Raw genomic sequence first — 15,802 nt, forward strand, 5'->3', positions numbered from 1 at the left:
TTTATTAAAAATAGAAATATTAATGGATTAAACACCATTAATATCCTTTAAGTATATTTTATCGTCACAAATTGTTTCTACCAAATCCATATCGTGACTTACGAGGAGGAATCCCATTTTTCTTTCCTTAACTATTTTCAATACGGATTCCAGAATTTGCACTTGTGTGATTGCATCAAGCATTGTTGTCATTTCATCTGCAATCAAAAATTTGGTATTTGGATTTAATGATCTGAGTACAGAAAATCTTTGAAGTTCTCCACCGGACAACTCTTGTGGGAATCTTGTCAGCCATGATTTTTGAATACCGAATTCCTTTAAAGCTTCATCTGTTACATCCCAGGACTCAGCTAAAACCTTTTCCATTTTCCATTTCGGATTCATCACTTTTTCTGGATGTTGATAAATTAATTGGACTGGCTTAAATCCTTTAGTAGGTAGGGGTTGGCCATCAAAAGTCACGCTGCCTTCAAATTTTGCGACATATCCGGATAATATTTTGCACAATGTTGATTTTCCACTACCACTATCGCCAATCAAACCGATAATCTTATTGTTATCCAGTTCGAGATTGACATCTTTTAATAGGTATTTTTTAGCAGAGGGGTATTTGAATGAAATGTTTGTTGCTTTAAGTTCCATCTTATGCACCTTCCTCATATTTGAAGCATCTGACTTTTTTATTTCCGAGGTCAAGTAATTCAGGCCTTTCCTCTTTGCATCTGTCGAATCTCATTTCGCATCTGTCGTAGTATGGGCATCCGTTTGGTATTTCTCCGTGTAGTGGTTGGTGTCCTTTTGTTAGGGGAGTAGGTTTTCTCCTTCGCCTGTGAAGTCTTCTTTTAGTGCGATTTCGATTACGTATCCTGAGTAGAATATTCCGATTCTGTCTGCCACTTCGAGTGCCGCATGGATATCGTGAGTAATCAATAGCACTCCGATTCCATCCTCTTTCATGTGTTTGAAGTGGTTTAAGGTTTCTTGTACGGTTTTTTCATCAAGTCCGGGTGTTGGTTCGTCCGCTACCACTAGTTTTGGGTCGGATAGTAGTGCGGTTGATACGAGTACTCTTCTTGCCATTCCTCCGGATAGTTGGAATGGGTACATGTCATCCACTTCCGGACCCAAGTTATAATGTTCGAAGATTTCTCTTTGTTTTGCTTTTTTTGCTTTTTTCTCTTCGTCGCTTTCTGTGTGTCCGATTGCCTGGTCTGAGATTTTCATTAAAGGGTCTAGAAAGTTCACTGATTGGGGAACGAGCACTATGTCTTTTCCTCTTATTTCTTCTTTGTCTTGTTGTGATAGTTCCTTTCCTTTGTATTTTATTTTTCCGTTTAGGTTTGCATTTTCCGGTAAGATTCCGAATATTGCGTGTGCAAGCAGGCTTTTTCCTGATCCGCTTGAACCTAATACTGCTAAAATTTCACCTTCAGATATGTCAAGTGTCAAATCGGTGATGACTTTTAAATCCCTTTGATTTAAACCTTGTGTATATTGAATAAATGAAATTGAAACGTTTTCAACATCTAATAATTTTTCCATCCAATCACCTGTAATGATTTTCAAATGATAACTTTTAAATACTAATTTGTACTTTATCAATATTAAAGTTATTCAAAATTCATTAAAAAGTATTACTAATTGAATAAATTATTATATGAAAGTAATACTTTTTCAGAATGGTGTTTTTTATGAATGTTACAATCAAACCTTTAAGCAATGATCCAAAGGAAATTGAGGATGTTAAAAAATTCTTGTTTAAGATGATAAAATTGGAATTTGGATACGGTTATGTTCCAGAGTGGCATCAGGACATTGTAAATTTGGAAGATTATTATATCAACCCTGAAAGGAATAATTTTTTTGTTGCTTATTATGAAACCGGTGAAATCATTGGCACTATTGGAATTCGTGCTTATGATAAGGATTTCCCAGAATTCAGGCACTTATATTCAAAAGACACTACCTCCAGCATATGGAGATTATTCGTCGATAGGAGATGTCGTCGCTGTGGTTTAGCTTCAAAAATGTTTAACATTGCAGAAAACTTTGCAAATAAAGCTGATTTTGACGATATCTATTTGCATACTCATAAGACATTGCCAGGAGCTATAGAATTTTGGACAAAAATGGGTTTTGTTGTTGCATTGGATTCCAATGATGAGCTTGAAACCGTACACATGGATAAGAAGATACGGGGATTAGATATGGATTCTTGTGGTTCTGACTTTAGACATGCTGTAAAATTATAATTCTTTAATATATTTTTGTGTGTGTGGACAGGCAAAAATGCATTTTCCGCATACTGTATCTGGTTTTCCCAAATTTTCCTCTGAAACTTTTAATGCGTATTTTTCACATTTTTTGTCATCATAAAAGTCGTTTCGCTTAAGTTTGTAGTTCCAGTTTAGTCCGCTTATTGCCCCTCCGAGACATGCATCTCTGCACTCCATGCATTTTCCGCATCTTGATTTCAGTATTGGCTTTCCAATATCTAATGGGGCGTCTGTTAATACTGAAGATAATCTTAAGGCAGATCCGTAATTTTTTGTTGTAAACAGTGCGGATTTTCCAATCCATCCAAGTCCGGCACGTGTGGCAATGGTTTTGTGAGGCAATTCAAATGAGTTAAACTCTCCAAAATCAGTCCCTAATCTCTTTTTTGTTTGAGCATATGCATTGTAGCCTTCATCAATTAAAAATTCTTCACATTTCATTCCAAGAGCATCCAATCTTGAATTCAGACTGATTAGCTCTTCAACATATTCCTGTGTCGGGGCATTCTGCATATGTCTTATAATCTCTTTTGGATATGTGATGTAAAAAACAACTCCGTTTTTTAACTCTGGCTGTGGCGTGAAGTTTGCAATGTCTGCAAAACCCACTTCGGTTGCACCATTTTTTATTAAGAATTTTTTTAGTTTTAGAGATAGGGTCATTGGCCTTAGTTTAAAATTAATGTTATATAAATTTAAGTTTTGTATTACTTTTGGTTAATTTTTTAATTTTTTTATTGTGTTAAATTTGCTTTTATAGTTTTTGTACATGTTTATTTAATTAAAAATATTATTGGGTCTGTTCATTTTTTTGTTAAATAATTAAAAGTATTCTATTTGTCAAACAAACCTTAAAAGTAATAAATATATTTTTATATGTATTATTATAAAATTATTATCAATATTAAAATAACAATAAAAAGTATTACTAATTAAGTATTTTTTAGAAAAAAAGTATTACTTTTATTTTAATATGAATAAGGATAATGGTGAAAAGTTATGGATAGAAAAACATTGATGATTATTGGTGCCGTTGCAGCGATTCTTATTATTGTTGGTGGTGCTTTAGCTTTAATGGGTGGATCTCATGATGATGACCCTACTCATTTGACTGTAGCTGCACACAGCAATATTAAAGAACCTGAAGCAGGTTTCAGCCCTCTTGTTGGTTGGGGTTGCGGACACCAAAATTATAATCCTTTAGTACAAAGCTGTTTATTTAAAACAGATAAGAACGGTGATATTGTCCCTGACCTTGCTACAAATTATTCAATTAGTAGTGATGGAAAAACTTGGACAGTTCATGTCAGAGATGATGTTCAATTCTCAGATAATTCCACTTTCGATGCAGAAGATGTAGCATTCACATTCAATACTGCAAAAGAAACTGAATCTGAATTGGATTTAACAAATATAGAAAAAGTTGAAGCTAAAGATAACAAAACTGTTGAATTCACTTTGGTCGAACCTAGATCAACATTCATTTATGATTTAAGATATGTTGGTATCGTACCATCTGACTCTTATGATAACAACACTTACGGTGAAAATCCAATTGGTACAGGACCTTATGTATTAGACCACTGGGATAAAGGTCAACAAGCAATCTTCAAAATAAATGATAATTATTATGGTGACAAACCATATTTCACTCAACTTACTTTATTATTCCCTGAAGAAGCTACTTGGTTAGAATTAGCTAAATCCGGTGATGTGGATGTAGTTCCTGTAGCAACCTCCGCATTAAATCAAACAGTTGATGGATATCAATTTGTAGAAAAATCCGCTGGTAGAGCACAAGGTGTATCATTCCCTTACCAAAATGACACTGGCGATTCCTGGAATGGAACTTGGAAAATTGGTAACAATGTAACTGCGGATAAAGCTATTAGACAAGCATTGAACGTTGGTGTAAACCGTCAAACAATGTGTGATGAAATTTTCTCAGGTCACGCTACTCCTGAATACACTAGTGTAGATACAAGAGATTACGCAAACCCTGATGCTAAAGTTAAAGATGGTGATGTCGATCAAGCTAAAGCAATCTTGAAAGAAGGTGGTTGGGAAGACACTGATGGTGATGGAATCGTTGAAAAAGATGGTGTAAAAGCATCATTTGATTTATACTATCCACCGGATTACCTTGACAGACAATCCCTAGCAACAGTATTTGCAGAACAAGCAAAAGACATTGGTATTGAAGTAAACTTAGTTGGTGCTGACTGGGATACAATTTATGCAAATATGTACTCATCCGCTGCATTAATGCAACAAACTTCCCCAGACCCATATAAATCCATCTATCAACAATACCACAGCAAGGAAGCTGACGGTTTCTACATGAACCCTGGTTTATACAACAATACTGATTCCGATAAACTAATGGATGATGCAATGCATTCAAGCGATTTAAGTGCAGCTAACACATTATGGTCTCAATCCGCTAATGTCAATGGCGGAGGTTGGGGTCCTGCTGGAGACGCTCCATTTGCATGGCTTGTAAACTATGACTACAACTACTTCATTAAAGATGGAATCGATATTGGTGAACAACCTGACGGATTAGGAAACGATATATTAATTAATATCTGTGATTGGACCAGAACCAATTCCACAGCTTAATTAAATATCTTTTTTCCTTTTTTTATTTTTTAAAAATTTCTAAGGGGGGTTTCTTTTCTTGAATAAAAATCAATTATTGAAGTTTTTTGGTTACAAGTTAGTACGTTTCATAATATTGATACTTGTAGTTGCAATTTTTAGTTTTATATTAATAGATTTATCCCCTATTGATCCAGTTAATGCTTATTTAAGACAAGCTGCGGTGTCAGAAGCACAAAGGCAAATTCTTGAAAATTATTTTGGCACAAATGTTCCATTGACAACCAAGATCTTTCATTGGCTAATGGATTTAATCCATTTAGACTTAGGAACTTCTTTGATATATCGTGCACCTGTCATTGATATCATAATTGATAAGGCTTCTGCTTCTATTGTATTGATGGCCATTTCCTGGATATTGAGTGGAGTTATTGGTTTTGCAATGGGTGTTGTGGCAGGTAAGAATAAAGGTTCCTGGATTGATAAAGCAGTAAAAGTATATTGTTATGCAATTCAATCTGCACCATCATTTTGGGTAGGAATGCTTATATTGATGGTATTTGCTGTCTATTTAGGATGGTTCCCAATAGGATTTGGTGTTCCAATAGGTGTAAAGAGTACAGATGCCACATTTATGGAGTGGGCATCAAGGTTGGTATTGCCTGCACTTACATTGAGCCTTGTTGGTTTGGCGCCGATTGCGATGTATACACGTAATGAATTAATTCAAGTTTTATCTTCTGATTATGTATTATTTGCAAAATCCAGAGGAGAAAAAGGTTGGGATTTAGTAAAAAATCATGGTATAAGAAATATTTTACTGCCTGCAGTAACACTACAATTCTTATCTTTCAGCGAATTGTTTGGTGGCGCAGTGCTTGTTGAACAGGTATTTTCATATCCAGGTGTTGGACAAACTGCCGTAGCAGCGGGTCTAAACAGTGATGTTCCGCTATTTTTAGGCATTGTAATATTCAGTGCGATATTTGTATTTGTTGGTAACCTGCTTGCAGATTTATCATATTATCTAATTGACCCTAGAATCAAGGAGAGTGAGTTCAATGATTAAGAAAAGGGAAATTGATGATAAAAAGCAGTGGTTTTTATACCCTGCAAATCTCAGAACAAAAACTCTTGTCATCATTGCCCTTTCAGCATTGATTATTGTATCCATATTTGTCTGCGGTTATTTCATTAGGGATATTCCGACAAGTTTTATTAGTGCTAATCAAATGCCTTCATTTGAACATATCTTCGGTACTGATTGGATGGGAAGAGATATGTTTCAAAGAACCGTTGCAGGTCTTGGATTAAGTATCATGGTCGGTTTCATTGCATCTGTTATAAGTACTATCATTTCTATTGTTCTTGGATTGTTTTCAAGTTTCAATAAATTCGCAGATGAATGTGTTGCAGGAATCATTGATTTGTTCGGTTCAATACCTCACATTCTTTTGATTATTCTTGTCTCCATCATGTTTGGTGGAGGAGTAATCGGTGTTGTCATGGGTGTCGGATTGACACATTGGACTCCGCTTGCAAGGGTTCTAAGATCTGAAGTAAAGGAAATCAGAACTAAGGAATATATTCATTTGGCAGAAAATCTTGGAAGATCAAAAGTGTGGATTGCTACAAAACATATTCTTCCGTTAATTGTATCTCAGATTATTGTGGGCGTAATCTTAATGTTCCCTCATGCAATCATGCATGAAGCGGCAATTACTTTCTTAGGATTCGGTTTGCCTCCGCATGAACCTGCAATTGGAGTAATTCTATCCGAATCAATGCACTACTTATCTTCAGGATATTGGTGGTTGGCATTTTATCCGGGTATGTCCTTATTGATAGTTGTATTGCTATTTGATTTCATTGGGGAAAATGTTGAAAAGTTACTTAATCCTGAAACTGCACAGGAATAGGAGAAATTTCTAAAATTTCTCTTTTTTTTATTTTTTTATGTGATATTATGGATTTTACAATTAAGGAACTTGCTAATGATTATTTAGAGATTGAAGCTGCAAAAGAATTCTTATACGACCAAATCAAAAAAGTATATGGCATCGGACCCACACCTGAATTTCATTATGACATTGAGGGAATTGAAGAATATTATGTATTGCCTTCAAATAACGCCTTTTTTGTAGCTTATGATGGTGATAATATAGTTGCAACAGCGGCCATCAGGGCATATGATAAGGATTATGAATTGTTTAGGGGAATCTACACAAAAAAGGATACGGCAAGCATTTGGAGATTGATGGTCGACGAGGAATATAGGCGCCATGGTCTCGCACGCAGGCTTGTCGGTGTTATGGAGGATTTTGCTCGTAAGAAAGGTTATGATAGAGTATATCTGCACACTCACAGATATCTTGAAGCTGCAATGGCATTTTGGGAATCTGTGGGCTATGAAATAACCGTTCAAGAAGATGACTATGACGAGACCAATCACATGATAAAGGTTTTGGAGTAATGTCAAATATTTTTTGTAGTATTATTTTATAAAAAAGTATTACTTTTTTTTAATTTTTTTATTTTTCATTATTTGTTTTATTCATGTTTATTTGTTGGCATGTGCCAATTTAAAGAAATTATTAATTCCAGATGTTGCGGTAAGATAAAATTCTAATTTTTTATTTAAATTTAATTAATTTTATCAACAATCGGAAGTATTACTATTTTTAAGAAATATTATTAAAAATCATTTATTAATAATGCTGAAAAAGAGACATGGGTTATTTTACAACTTATAAGTTTTAAATCATTTGTTTTAAATTTAAGGATAAAATTGCCGAATTTTTAATTAATAATATTTATATGGTTATTACTATTAATTATCAATTAGATTATTCAGAATATTGAATAATAAAGATAATAAAATTAATTTCGCAATATAACCGCTTTATCTTCAAAAAAATATTTTTTAATTTTATTATCTTTCTATGATTATCAAATGTATAAATAGTAAGTCATATAACCTAAATAGCTATTTTATTAAATAGCTATTTCCCTCCTCTTATTCTATTTTTTTATTAAACTTTATTTTATATTATGTTTAATATTATATTGATGAAAAGAACAGCACTAAAAATCGGATATATCGGGACTAATTTTCATGGTTTTCAAAGACAGCCTGACTTGAGAACTGTTGAAGAGGAGCTAATCTATCATTTGCGCAAACTTGACTACATTGATGATTTAAAAAAGTCAAGATTCAGAATTGCAGGACGAACCGATGCGGGAGTTCATAGCTTGGGCAATGTAATTAGTTTTCAATCAGAAAAGGAAGTCAGAGTCAATGAAATTAACAATTCCCTGCCTGATGATATTCAGATTTTAGCCAGTGCTCCGGTCAGATATGCATTTAAGCCGAGGTATGCCCAGATGAGGCAGTACCGTTATATGCTATTCCAGGATTTGGATGTTGATAAGCTCAATGAAGTTGCGGAAATCTTTAAGGGGACTCATAACTTTACGAATTTCACTAAAAGATTCCAGAAAACAACTGAAAGAACTATTGATGATATCAAGATTACAAAAGTCGATTTGAATGATTATCACAAAAGGGAATTTCCAAATTTACATGATACAATCTCTCCAATCTTTGTAGACATCTATGGGGAATCCTTCTTATGGAATATGGTTAGAAAGATGATGAGGGTTTTTGTTGATGTTGCAATTGGAAAGATGGATCTGGAGGAAGTGGAAAGATTATTGAACCCTGCTGAAGACGAGCCAAGGGCTTACATCAAGGTTATGGAGGCCGAATATCTGATATTGATGGACATACAATATGATGGAATTAAGTTTACATATGATGATTACGCCTGTGAGAGATTCAGACGTGATTTGGTTGATTCACTGGCAAATTTGCAGAAAAGGTATGCCATTCGTGAATCAATGGTAAAAAGTTTATGTGATTTGCATAGTTTTTAGGATAATGAGGTGATTTTATGAGTGATAAAATTAGTTATGAAGATATTAAGCCATATGAAGAGTTGTTTACTGCAACACCTGCATTTTTGCTTGAAAGATTTGCTAAAAGGAAAACCAATTTCGTTTTAAAATTCAAATCCAAAGTGGAAAGTTTTTTGGATGGTTTGGATGATAATCAAAAAAAGAAGTTGGATATTGTTTTAAACAGTGATACTGATGAATTGCAGGCAGTAATGGCTGATGCTTATGAAAAGACCAATATTAAACAATATAAAATATTGGCCAATCCAAAATATAAGGAATTCATTCAGATCAACATCAATGAAATAGAAAATATGATAGAATAAATGTTTAACATAATTCTTAATGTTTTTTGTACTTGAAGGATTGGCTGTGATATTATTAAATCATATTATGAATGCGGACCCTGCATATTGAGGCAGGTAAAGGAAGTCATAGATTTGTCATGCACTGATAAAAATTTAAAAATGGACTTAATGCATGATTGCATGGTACATATGGCAAAAAACTTTAATAGGGATTCTCAGCCAAATAAATTAGCAACTGAAGTTAATCAGCATATTAAACAAAAAACCAAATGTGAAGATGCTTATTTTAAGGAAAAAGAATTAAGTAATGAAATCGCATTGTCCATATTGCCAAAAGTTAAGGACCTCCTGAAAGAGGATACTAGTTTGGAGACTCATGTCAAAGTAGCCATCGTTGGAAACATTTTGGATTTTGGAGCTTATGGCATCAGCACTGATTTTAAAAGATTAATTGATGTCAATTTGAATAGGAATCTTGCCATCAATGATATTGAGGAATTTGAAGAGGCATTGAATTTTCACAATGAGGCATTATATTTGGTCGATAATGCTGGGGAAATTGTATTTGACCGTTTATTGATTGAAAAAATAATGGAATATGATGTCAATGTCATTGTTGCAGTGAAAAGCAGTCCAATTGTAAACGATGCATGCGTAAAAGAAGCTATTGATGCGGGTTTAAATGAACTGTCTGAAATCATCACGGTAGGTTGCGATTCCGGAGGTATTGTTGAAGAAATGTTTTCAGAAGATTTTAAAAAGGTATTTGATGAAAGTAATTTTGTAATATCTAAGGGAATGGCGAATTATGAAGGATTAACAGAAATGGATTTGAAAAATAAGGACGTTTTTTCTTTGCTTTGCAGTAAATGCAATCCGATTTCCAAGAATTTGTCAGTTGATGTCGGATCATTTGTACTGAAGAAGCTATAGCACAATTTTAAATATCAAGATAAAAATTTTTAACCTATTCGATTAAATATATTAATTTAGTGATAACATGAAAATAGCGACTATTTTGGGAACAAGACCTGAAATTATTAAAATGGCTCCTATTATTGATGAAATCTCTAAAAGGGATATTGAGCAAGTTGTTATTCACACTGGCCAACACTATGATGAGGAGATGTCTGACAATTTCTTTAAAGATTTAGAAATTCCCACTCCAGATTACAACATTCATGTAGGTTCCGGAACTCATGGAAAACAGACTGGTTTAATGATGAAGGGTATTGAAGAGGTTCTTTTGGTAGAAAAACCGGATATTGTTTTGGTTCAAGGTGACACTAATGCAGTTCTTGCAGGTGCGCTTGTTGCCTCCAAATTGCATATTGCAATTGGCCATGTTGAAGCGGGACTCAGGTCATTTGACATGACAATGCCTGAAGAGTTAAATCGTAGAGTTGCTGATGTAGCCACAACAATGTATTTTATTCCAACAGAGCAGTCAGCCATTAACCTATTGGCTGAAGGATTTTCTCACAAAAATCTATTCATTACAGGAAATACCGTCGTTGATGCCTGTTTCAGACATTTGGAAATTGCCAAAAAAAGAGGTTTTGAAGACGAATCTCTTGCAGGTTTAGACATTGATAATTTGGATAATATCCTGACTTTAACAATGCATAGGGCTGAAAATGTTGATGTTAAGGAAAGAGTGGTTAATATTATTGATGCTTTGAAGGAATTAAGTGATATGAATATCATTTTCCCTATTCATCCAAGAACCAAAAATACATTGGAGAATTTTGGTTTGTTCGAAGAATTAAATAATTTGAGTCATGTTCATATTATAAAACCGTTAGGATACTTGGATTTCCTGCTTTTAACATCTAAATCTACTTTAATTTTAACCGATTCCGGAGGTCTGCAAGAGGAGGCCATTACACTCAATGTGCCTGCTTTAACATTAAGATACAATACTGAACGCCCTGAAACCGTTGCAGCAGGGGGTAATATTCTTGTTGGATCTGATAAGGATTCGATATTGGAAAATGCATGCAAAATTTTATCCGATGAGGAATTTGCTGATAAAATGAAAAATGCGATAAATCCATATGGTCGGGGAGATTCAGCAAAATCGACCGTTGATGCGATTGAAGATTACTATAGCAGGGGTCTGCTTAATATTGAAGCTCCAGAGGATATTATGGATTCATTTACAAGAAAAATGGCTTCAATTAAAGAGGATATTTCAGTAGCGGAATTCGAACAAAAGGAAAATGCTTTGATTCATATGGTATTTGATGGAGAGAATATGAAATTTCCGTTCGATGATTTAAATTTAAATGGGATGATGATTACTTATGATAAATGATGATTCAATTTTAGTATTTGAGTATTTTACGGCTTCCGGCGAAAAAGATAAATGCATTATTTCAGAAGCGGAAGCATTAATCTTTGCACTTTTGAAGGATTTGTCTGATTTTGATGTTGATTTGGTCATCAACAAATCTTATGAAAATGTTGTAAAGGATTATGAAAATGTTAATCCGATTCTAATTGATTGTGATGTTATCGATTGGTTGGAGGATAATGCGGTAAACTTCAATAAAGCTATTTTCATCGCTGCAGAAAACAATAACAACCTATACAACATCACTAAAATTTTAGAGGAAAATAATGTTAAAACATACACTTCTTCCGCAGAGGCATGTTTAAAGTCATCCGATAAGTATGAGACATATGAAGCGCTTCCAAATGATGTTCCGAAAAGGGCAATAGAAAATCTTCATGAAAAATGGCAGGCTGAAGACCCATTGACTCCTTTAAAATTGATTATAAAGCCATTGGTTGGTGTTGATTGTGAAGATATAATAATAATCGAGGATATCAAAGACTTATCTTATGATTTGGAGCAGATATTCCCTCCAGGTTCAAGAATCATTGTTCAGGAATATATTGAAGGAACTGATATTAGCGTTAGCTTAATTTCAGATGGCAAAAAAGCGATTCCAATCAGTTTAAACCAACAGTTCGTTGAATTGAAGAATAATAAAGGAACATACGAAGGCGGTAAATTGCCTTATGAAAGCAAATATGAACAGGAAGCTTTTGAAATCGCAACAAAAGCAGTTGAAGCTATTGATGGCATAAAAGGTTTTGTTGGTGTGGACTTATTAATCAATGCAGATGAAAAGGATATCTACTCAGTTTACCTTTTGGAGATAAACTCAAGATTCACAACACCTTATGTTGGATTGAGCAAAGTCGCTAATTTCAACATAGGCAAAAGCATCATTGAACTAATTGACGGAAAGATAACCCTTGATGACATTGATGTCTCTTTGGATGGTGAAGTTGAGTTCAAAAAATCTGGAGATTTACTAGAAATTAGGAGAATATGATATGAAAGTAGCTGGATTTGACATTGGTGGTGCAAACACCGATCTTGCAGTAATTGACTTTGATGGTGAAGATATTAAAAATATTGAAGTTGATTTTGCATATCTTCCTATGTGGAGCAATAATGATGATTTATCACGAGTATTAATTGAATTAATTGAAAATATCTGTCCTGTATCCGAAATAGATGCTGTAGGCATTTCCATGACTGCAGAGCTTGTCGATGCATATGATACTAAAAAGGACGGTGTCTTGGATGTTGTAAGAAAATGTGAAGATACATTCACATGCCCTATTGCATATGTTGGAATTGATGGTATGCTGTCTAAATCCGAAATTGAGGAAACTCCACTTAAGGCGGCTGCAGCCAATTGGATTGCAACAGCTCAAATCGCAACATTGATTTCCGATAATTGCATTTTCATCGATACAGGAAGCACAACCACTGACATTATTCCAATAAAGGATGGAAAGGAATGTGCCATTGGCAAATCTGACTTTGACAGGTCCGCTACAGGAGAGCTGGTTTACACTGGAACCTTAAGAACTAATCTTGCAAGCTTTTTGGATAAGGTTGAGTTAAATGGAAAGGAGTATCGTGTAGCCAGTGAGTTATTCGCACAAACTGCAGATGTTTATACAGTTCTGGATTTAATTTCCGAAGAGGATTATATCTGTGATACTTTTGATGGTGAAGGTAAATCTAAAACAGACTGCGCTAAAAGGATAGCTCGTGTGGTATGCGCCGATTTGGAAATGTTGACCATGGACGATATTGTAGACATGTCCAAATTCATTCACAAAAAACAGGTCGCTCAGATTGCAGACGGTTTAAAACAGGTTGTTGAAACTCAAGACTTGAATTTGATTGTAACAACAGGTTTGGGAAAGGATATATTGGATAGGCCTGCTGCTGAATCATTAGGTTTGGAAGTTAAGTCTATGGGTGATGTTTTAACCGACGATGAATGTACTGTAGCTCCGGCTGTTGGAACTGCAGTAATGATGAACAGATACTTAAATTAGAGGCCTTGTCCTCTTAAACTTATTTTTTTTAAAAACTAGTACCAAACATCTTTTATTCCAAGAAGATATGCGCAGGTATTGGTTAATAAATGAATTGCTAAAGTAAGGATAATAGCTATTGCTACGAATGGTAGTGTGAGTTTCACAACAAAGGAAACTAAAATCAATGCTACGATTATGAAATCTAACTGATCTAAAATTGGGGCGGGTTTTCCTCTTCCAATTCCAAGCCTTCTTTTTAAAAAGCTACCTATCGCGTCACCTAATAGTGCTCCAAATCCAAGTAAAAATCCGATTATTATTCCTTCCGGAATGTTGGTTATGATTGGGGTTGTAATGAATTGTCCAAACTCATTAATTATGCTGGGGCCTAAAAATCCTTGAATAATTCCTGTGAGGGTACCGATAATAGTACCGGCAGCCAATCCTCTCCATGTAACGCCATCTCCAATCCAACGAACTCCGTTTTTGTCGGATTTTCCAAAGTCAACTGGAAGTCCGCCTCCAAATAGCAGTCCGCTACCATTTGAAAAGTATGCTGGGAGAATGAAATAGAGTGTTGTTAAGCATGTAATCAAAATCATCTGAATATCAAATGTCATTTGTGTTTTACCCCAATTTTATTAATAATACATTTATATTTGATATAATTTAAGTTTTTAGATAATAATATTTAAATAATAAATTAATTTAAATATATAATATTATGTAAGTTACACTAACAATTCAATTTTGTTAGTTCAAAGGTGATTTTTTTGAAGATTAAAGGAACAAGAAGTTTATGCCCAGAATGTGGCAAACCTATCAATGCAGAGGTTTATGATGAGGATGGTAAAATTTTCATCAAAAAAACTTGTGATGATCATGGGGAATTTGTCAACACATATTGGAGTGATGAAGAACTTTATAATCAAGTAAAACAATATGTTCCATCTGTTGCTCCTGTTGAAAACCCTTGTGTTGATGATACTGGAGCTTGCCCAAGCAATTGCGGGTTGTGTTCTAAACATGAAACATCAACTGTTTTAGGTTTGATTGATGTAACAAATAGATGTAATTTAAGATGCCCTGTTTGTTTTGCAAATGCGGCTGCTGCAGGCTACCTATATGAGCCTAGTAAAGACGAAATAAGACAAATGCTCAGGAACTTAAGAAATCTAAAGCCTAATCCATGTCCTGCTATTCAATATGCTGGTGGTGAACCTACCATCAGAAAAGACATAGTTGAACTTATTGAAATGGCTAAGGAAGAAGGTTTCACTCATGTTCAAATAGCTACTAACGGTATTAGATTGGCTAAAAGGGAAAATTTGGCTAAAGAGTTAAAAGATGCTGGTTTAAATACAGTCTATCTTTCATTTGAAGGAGTAACTCCAGAACCTTATATTGAAAATAAAGGTAGGGATTTGCTTCCAGATAAGCTTCAAGCTATTGAAAACTGTAGAAAAGCAGGTTTAGGAGTAGTGCTTGTTCCTACATTAGTTAAAGGAGTTAATGATAATCAAGTTGGAGAAATAATTAAATTCGCATTTGATAATAATGACATCATTTATGGGGTTAACTTCCAGCCAGTATCATTCTCAGGAAGAACTCCTGCTGACCAAGTAGAAGAACAAAGAATTACAATTCCAGACTTTATAAAAATCATTGAAGACGAAACTGATGGTCAAGTTCCAACAAGTTCATTCTACCCGCCATCTTGCGTTGAGCCAATTGCGGAGTTCATATCTTTACTTGACGGTAATGATTCAGCTACAGTTACATTAAACTGTCATGAACATTGTGGAATAGCTACTTATGTATTCAGAGAAAAAACTGAAGGTGATGGAAAGGATAAATTAATTCCAATCACTGATTTCATTGATGTTGATGATTTATTTGACAAATTAAAAGAATATAACGGTAAACTTAAAAAGGGAAAATTCGGATCCCGTAAAAGAGTGCTTGCAGGCTTGACTGGAAATCTTCCTAAGTTGGTTCACCCAAGCAGGTCTCCTAAAGATTTGGATATTACCAAAATCTTGTTGAACATATTTGTTAAAGGAGATTACGAGGCATTAGGAGACTTCTCTAAAGATGCAATGCTCATTTCATGTATGCATTTCATGGATCCATTCAACTTTGATGAAGATAGAGTTAAAAAATGTGTTATTCATTACGCAACTCCTGATGGCAGAATTATTCCATTCTGTACCATGAATTCAATGTATCGTGAAAGTGTAGAAAAAGAATTTTCAACACCTTTTAAACAAAAAGATTAGATTAATATAAAAATCACCTTACTTATTT

Annotated in this window: 15 protein-coding genes and 1 pseudogene; 12 read left to right on the forward strand and 4 right to left on the reverse strand. The window is 34.3% G+C overall.

Translation table 11 applies throughout. From position 1 onward, the window contains the following. Positions 1-27 precede the first annotated feature (27 nt). Together QZU81_RS05120 and QZU81_RS05125 are read right to left on the reverse strand one after the other, a co-directional pair. Complete coding sequence (locus QZU81_RS05120; RefSeq protein ID WP_295589886.1) at positions 28-642, reverse strand: ABC transporter ATP-binding protein; 615 nt, start codon at positions 640-642, stop codon at positions 28-30. Between the two features lies 1 nt (position 643). Continuing rightward, a pseudogene (locus QZU81_RS05125) lies at positions 644-1,542 on the reverse strand (ATP-binding cassette domain-containing protein). 149 nt (positions 1,543-1,691) lie between these two features. On the opposite strand from QZU81_RS05125, the gene QZU81_RS05130 reads away from it, so the two are divergent. Next, entirely contained in the window at positions 1,692-2,252 is a 561-nt protein-coding gene (locus QZU81_RS05130) for a GNAT family N-acetyltransferase (protein WP_295589890.1), read from the forward strand. Here QZU81_RS05130 and QZU81_RS05135 read toward each other — a convergent pair. Further along, positions 2,247-2,885, reverse strand: a complete 639-nt coding sequence (locus QZU81_RS05135; protein WP_295589893.1) for a 4Fe-4S double cluster binding domain-containing protein — start codon at positions 2,883-2,885, stop codon at positions 2,247-2,249. The two genes, QZU81_RS05130 and QZU81_RS05135, sit on opposite strands and share 6 nt — an antisense overlap. Positions 2,886-3,275: 390 nt before the next feature. On the opposite strand from QZU81_RS05135, the gene QZU81_RS05140 reads away from it, so the two are divergent. From QZU81_RS05140 to QZU81_RS05185, 10 genes are all read left to right on the forward strand, one after another. Beyond that, entirely contained in the window at positions 3,276-4,898 is a 1,623-nt protein-coding gene (locus QZU81_RS05140) for an ABC transporter substrate-binding protein (protein ID WP_295589896.1), read from the forward strand. Between the two features lie 58 nt (positions 4,899-4,956). Continuing rightward, positions 4,957-5,946, forward strand: coding sequence for an ABC transporter permease (locus QZU81_RS05145; RefSeq protein WP_295589899.1), 990 nt, complete (start codon positions 4,957-4,959; stop codon positions 5,944-5,946). Further along, entirely contained in the window at positions 5,939-6,796 is an 858-nt protein-coding gene (locus QZU81_RS05150) for an ABC transporter permease (protein WP_295589901.1), read from the forward strand. Before QZU81_RS05145 ends, QZU81_RS05150 begins: the two co-directional genes overlap by 8 nt. A 47-nt stretch (positions 6,797-6,843) precedes the next feature. Then, a complete protein-coding gene (locus tag QZU81_RS05155; protein ID WP_295589902.1) occupies positions 6,844-7,350 on the forward strand; it encodes a GNAT family N-acetyltransferase in 507 nt (168 codons plus the stop codon). A gap of 596 nt (positions 7,351-7,946) precedes the next feature. Next, positions 7,947-8,813, forward strand: a complete 867-nt coding sequence (gene truA, locus QZU81_RS05160; RefSeq protein ID WP_292849945.1) for a tRNA pseudouridine(38-40) synthase TruA — start codon at positions 7,947-7,949, stop codon at positions 8,811-8,813. Positions 8,814-8,830: 17 nt separating this feature from the next. Continuing rightward, positions 8,831-9,160, forward strand: coding sequence for a hypothetical protein (locus tag QZU81_RS05165; protein WP_292849943.1), 330 nt, complete (start codon positions 8,831-8,833; stop codon positions 9,158-9,160). Positions 9,161-9,214: 54 nt separating this feature from the next. Further along, a complete protein-coding gene (locus QZU81_RS05170) occupies positions 9,215-10,075 on the forward strand; it encodes a DUF89 domain-containing protein (protein ID WP_295589993.1) in 861 nt (286 codons plus the stop codon). A 67-nt stretch (positions 10,076-10,142) separates the two neighbouring features. Beyond that, on the forward strand, positions 10,143-11,459 hold the full coding sequence (gene wecB / locus QZU81_RS05175) for a non-hydrolyzing UDP-N-acetylglucosamine 2-epimerase (protein WP_295589906.1): 1,317 nt from the start codon (positions 10,143-10,145) through the stop codon (positions 11,457-11,459). Then, on the forward strand, positions 11,449-12,489 hold the full coding sequence (locus tag QZU81_RS05180; protein WP_295589908.1) for an ATP-grasp domain-containing protein: 1,041 nt from the start codon (positions 11,449-11,451) through the stop codon (positions 12,487-12,489). The genes wecB and QZU81_RS05180 overlap by 11 nt, the downstream gene beginning before the upstream one ends. Before the next feature lies 1 nt (position 12,490). Continuing rightward, on the forward strand, positions 12,491-13,513 hold the full coding sequence (locus tag QZU81_RS05185; RefSeq protein WP_295589911.1) for a hydantoinase/oxoprolinase family protein: 1,023 nt from the start codon (positions 12,491-12,493) through the stop codon (positions 13,511-13,513). Positions 13,514-13,548: 35 nt separating this feature from the next. Here the strand turns inward: QZU81_RS05185 and QZU81_RS05190 are convergent, their stop codons facing one another. Next, complete coding sequence (locus tag QZU81_RS05190; RefSeq protein WP_292825247.1) at positions 13,549-14,115, reverse strand: CDP-2,3-bis-(O-geranylgeranyl)-sn-glycerol synthase; 567 nt, start codon at positions 14,113-14,115, stop codon at positions 13,549-13,551. A 153-nt stretch (positions 14,116-14,268) separates the two neighbouring features. Here QZU81_RS05190 and tes point away from each other — a divergent pair, with 153 nt between their 5' ends. After that, complete coding sequence (gene tes, locus QZU81_RS05195) at positions 14,269-15,774, forward strand: tetraether lipid synthase Tes (protein WP_295589914.1); 1,506 nt, start codon at positions 14,269-14,271, stop codon at positions 15,772-15,774. Positions 15,775-15,802: the final 28 nt, after the last annotated feature.

Source organism: uncultured Methanobrevibacter sp., assembly GCF_902770715.1.
Taxonomy (GTDB): Archaea; Methanobacteriota; Methanobacteria; order Methanobacteriales; family Methanobacteriaceae; genus Methanocatella.

What these genes read in the sequence shown, in the direction of transcription:
- QZU81_RS05150 (WP_295589901.1), top strand. Translation starts at nt 5,939, where the DNA reads ATGATTAAGAAAAGGGAAATTGATGATAAAAAGCAGTGGTTTTTATAC.
- QZU81_RS05155 (WP_295589902.1), top strand. Translation starts at nt 6,844, where the DNA reads ATGGATTTTACAATTAAGGAACTTGCTAATGATTATTTAGAGATTGAA.
- QZU81_RS05185 (WP_295589911.1), top strand. Translation starts at nt 12,491, where the DNA reads ATGAAAGTAGCTGGATTTGACATTGGTGGTGCAAACACCGATCTTGCA.
- wecB (WP_295589906.1), top strand. Translation starts at nt 10,143, where the DNA reads ATGAAAATAGCGACTATTTTGGGAACAAGACCTGAAATTATTAAAATG.
- truA (WP_292849945.1), top strand. Translation starts at nt 7,947, where the DNA reads ATGAAAAGAACAGCACTAAAAATCGGATATATCGGGACTAATTTTCAT.
- QZU81_RS05165 (WP_292849943.1), top strand. Translation starts at nt 8,831, where the DNA reads ATGAGTGATAAAATTAGTTATGAAGATATTAAGCCATATGAAGAGTTG.
- QZU81_RS05180 (WP_295589908.1), top strand. Translation starts at nt 11,449, where the DNA reads ATGATAAATGATGATTCAATTTTAGTATTTGAGTATTTTACGGCTTCC.
- QZU81_RS05140 (WP_295589896.1), top strand. Translation starts at nt 3,276, where the DNA reads ATGGATAGAAAAACATTGATGATTATTGGTGCCGTTGCAGCGATTCTT.
- QZU81_RS05120 (WP_295589886.1), bottom strand. Translation starts at nt 642, where the DNA reads ATGGAACTTAAAGCAACAAACATTTCATTCAAATACCCCTCTGCTAAA.
- QZU81_RS05190 (WP_292825247.1), bottom strand. Translation starts at nt 14,115, where the DNA reads ATGACATTTGATATTCAGATGATTTTGATTACATGCTTAACAACACTC.
- QZU81_RS05130 (WP_295589890.1), top strand. Translation starts at nt 1,692, where the DNA reads ATGAATGTTACAATCAAACCTTTAAGCAATGATCCAAAGGAAATTGAG.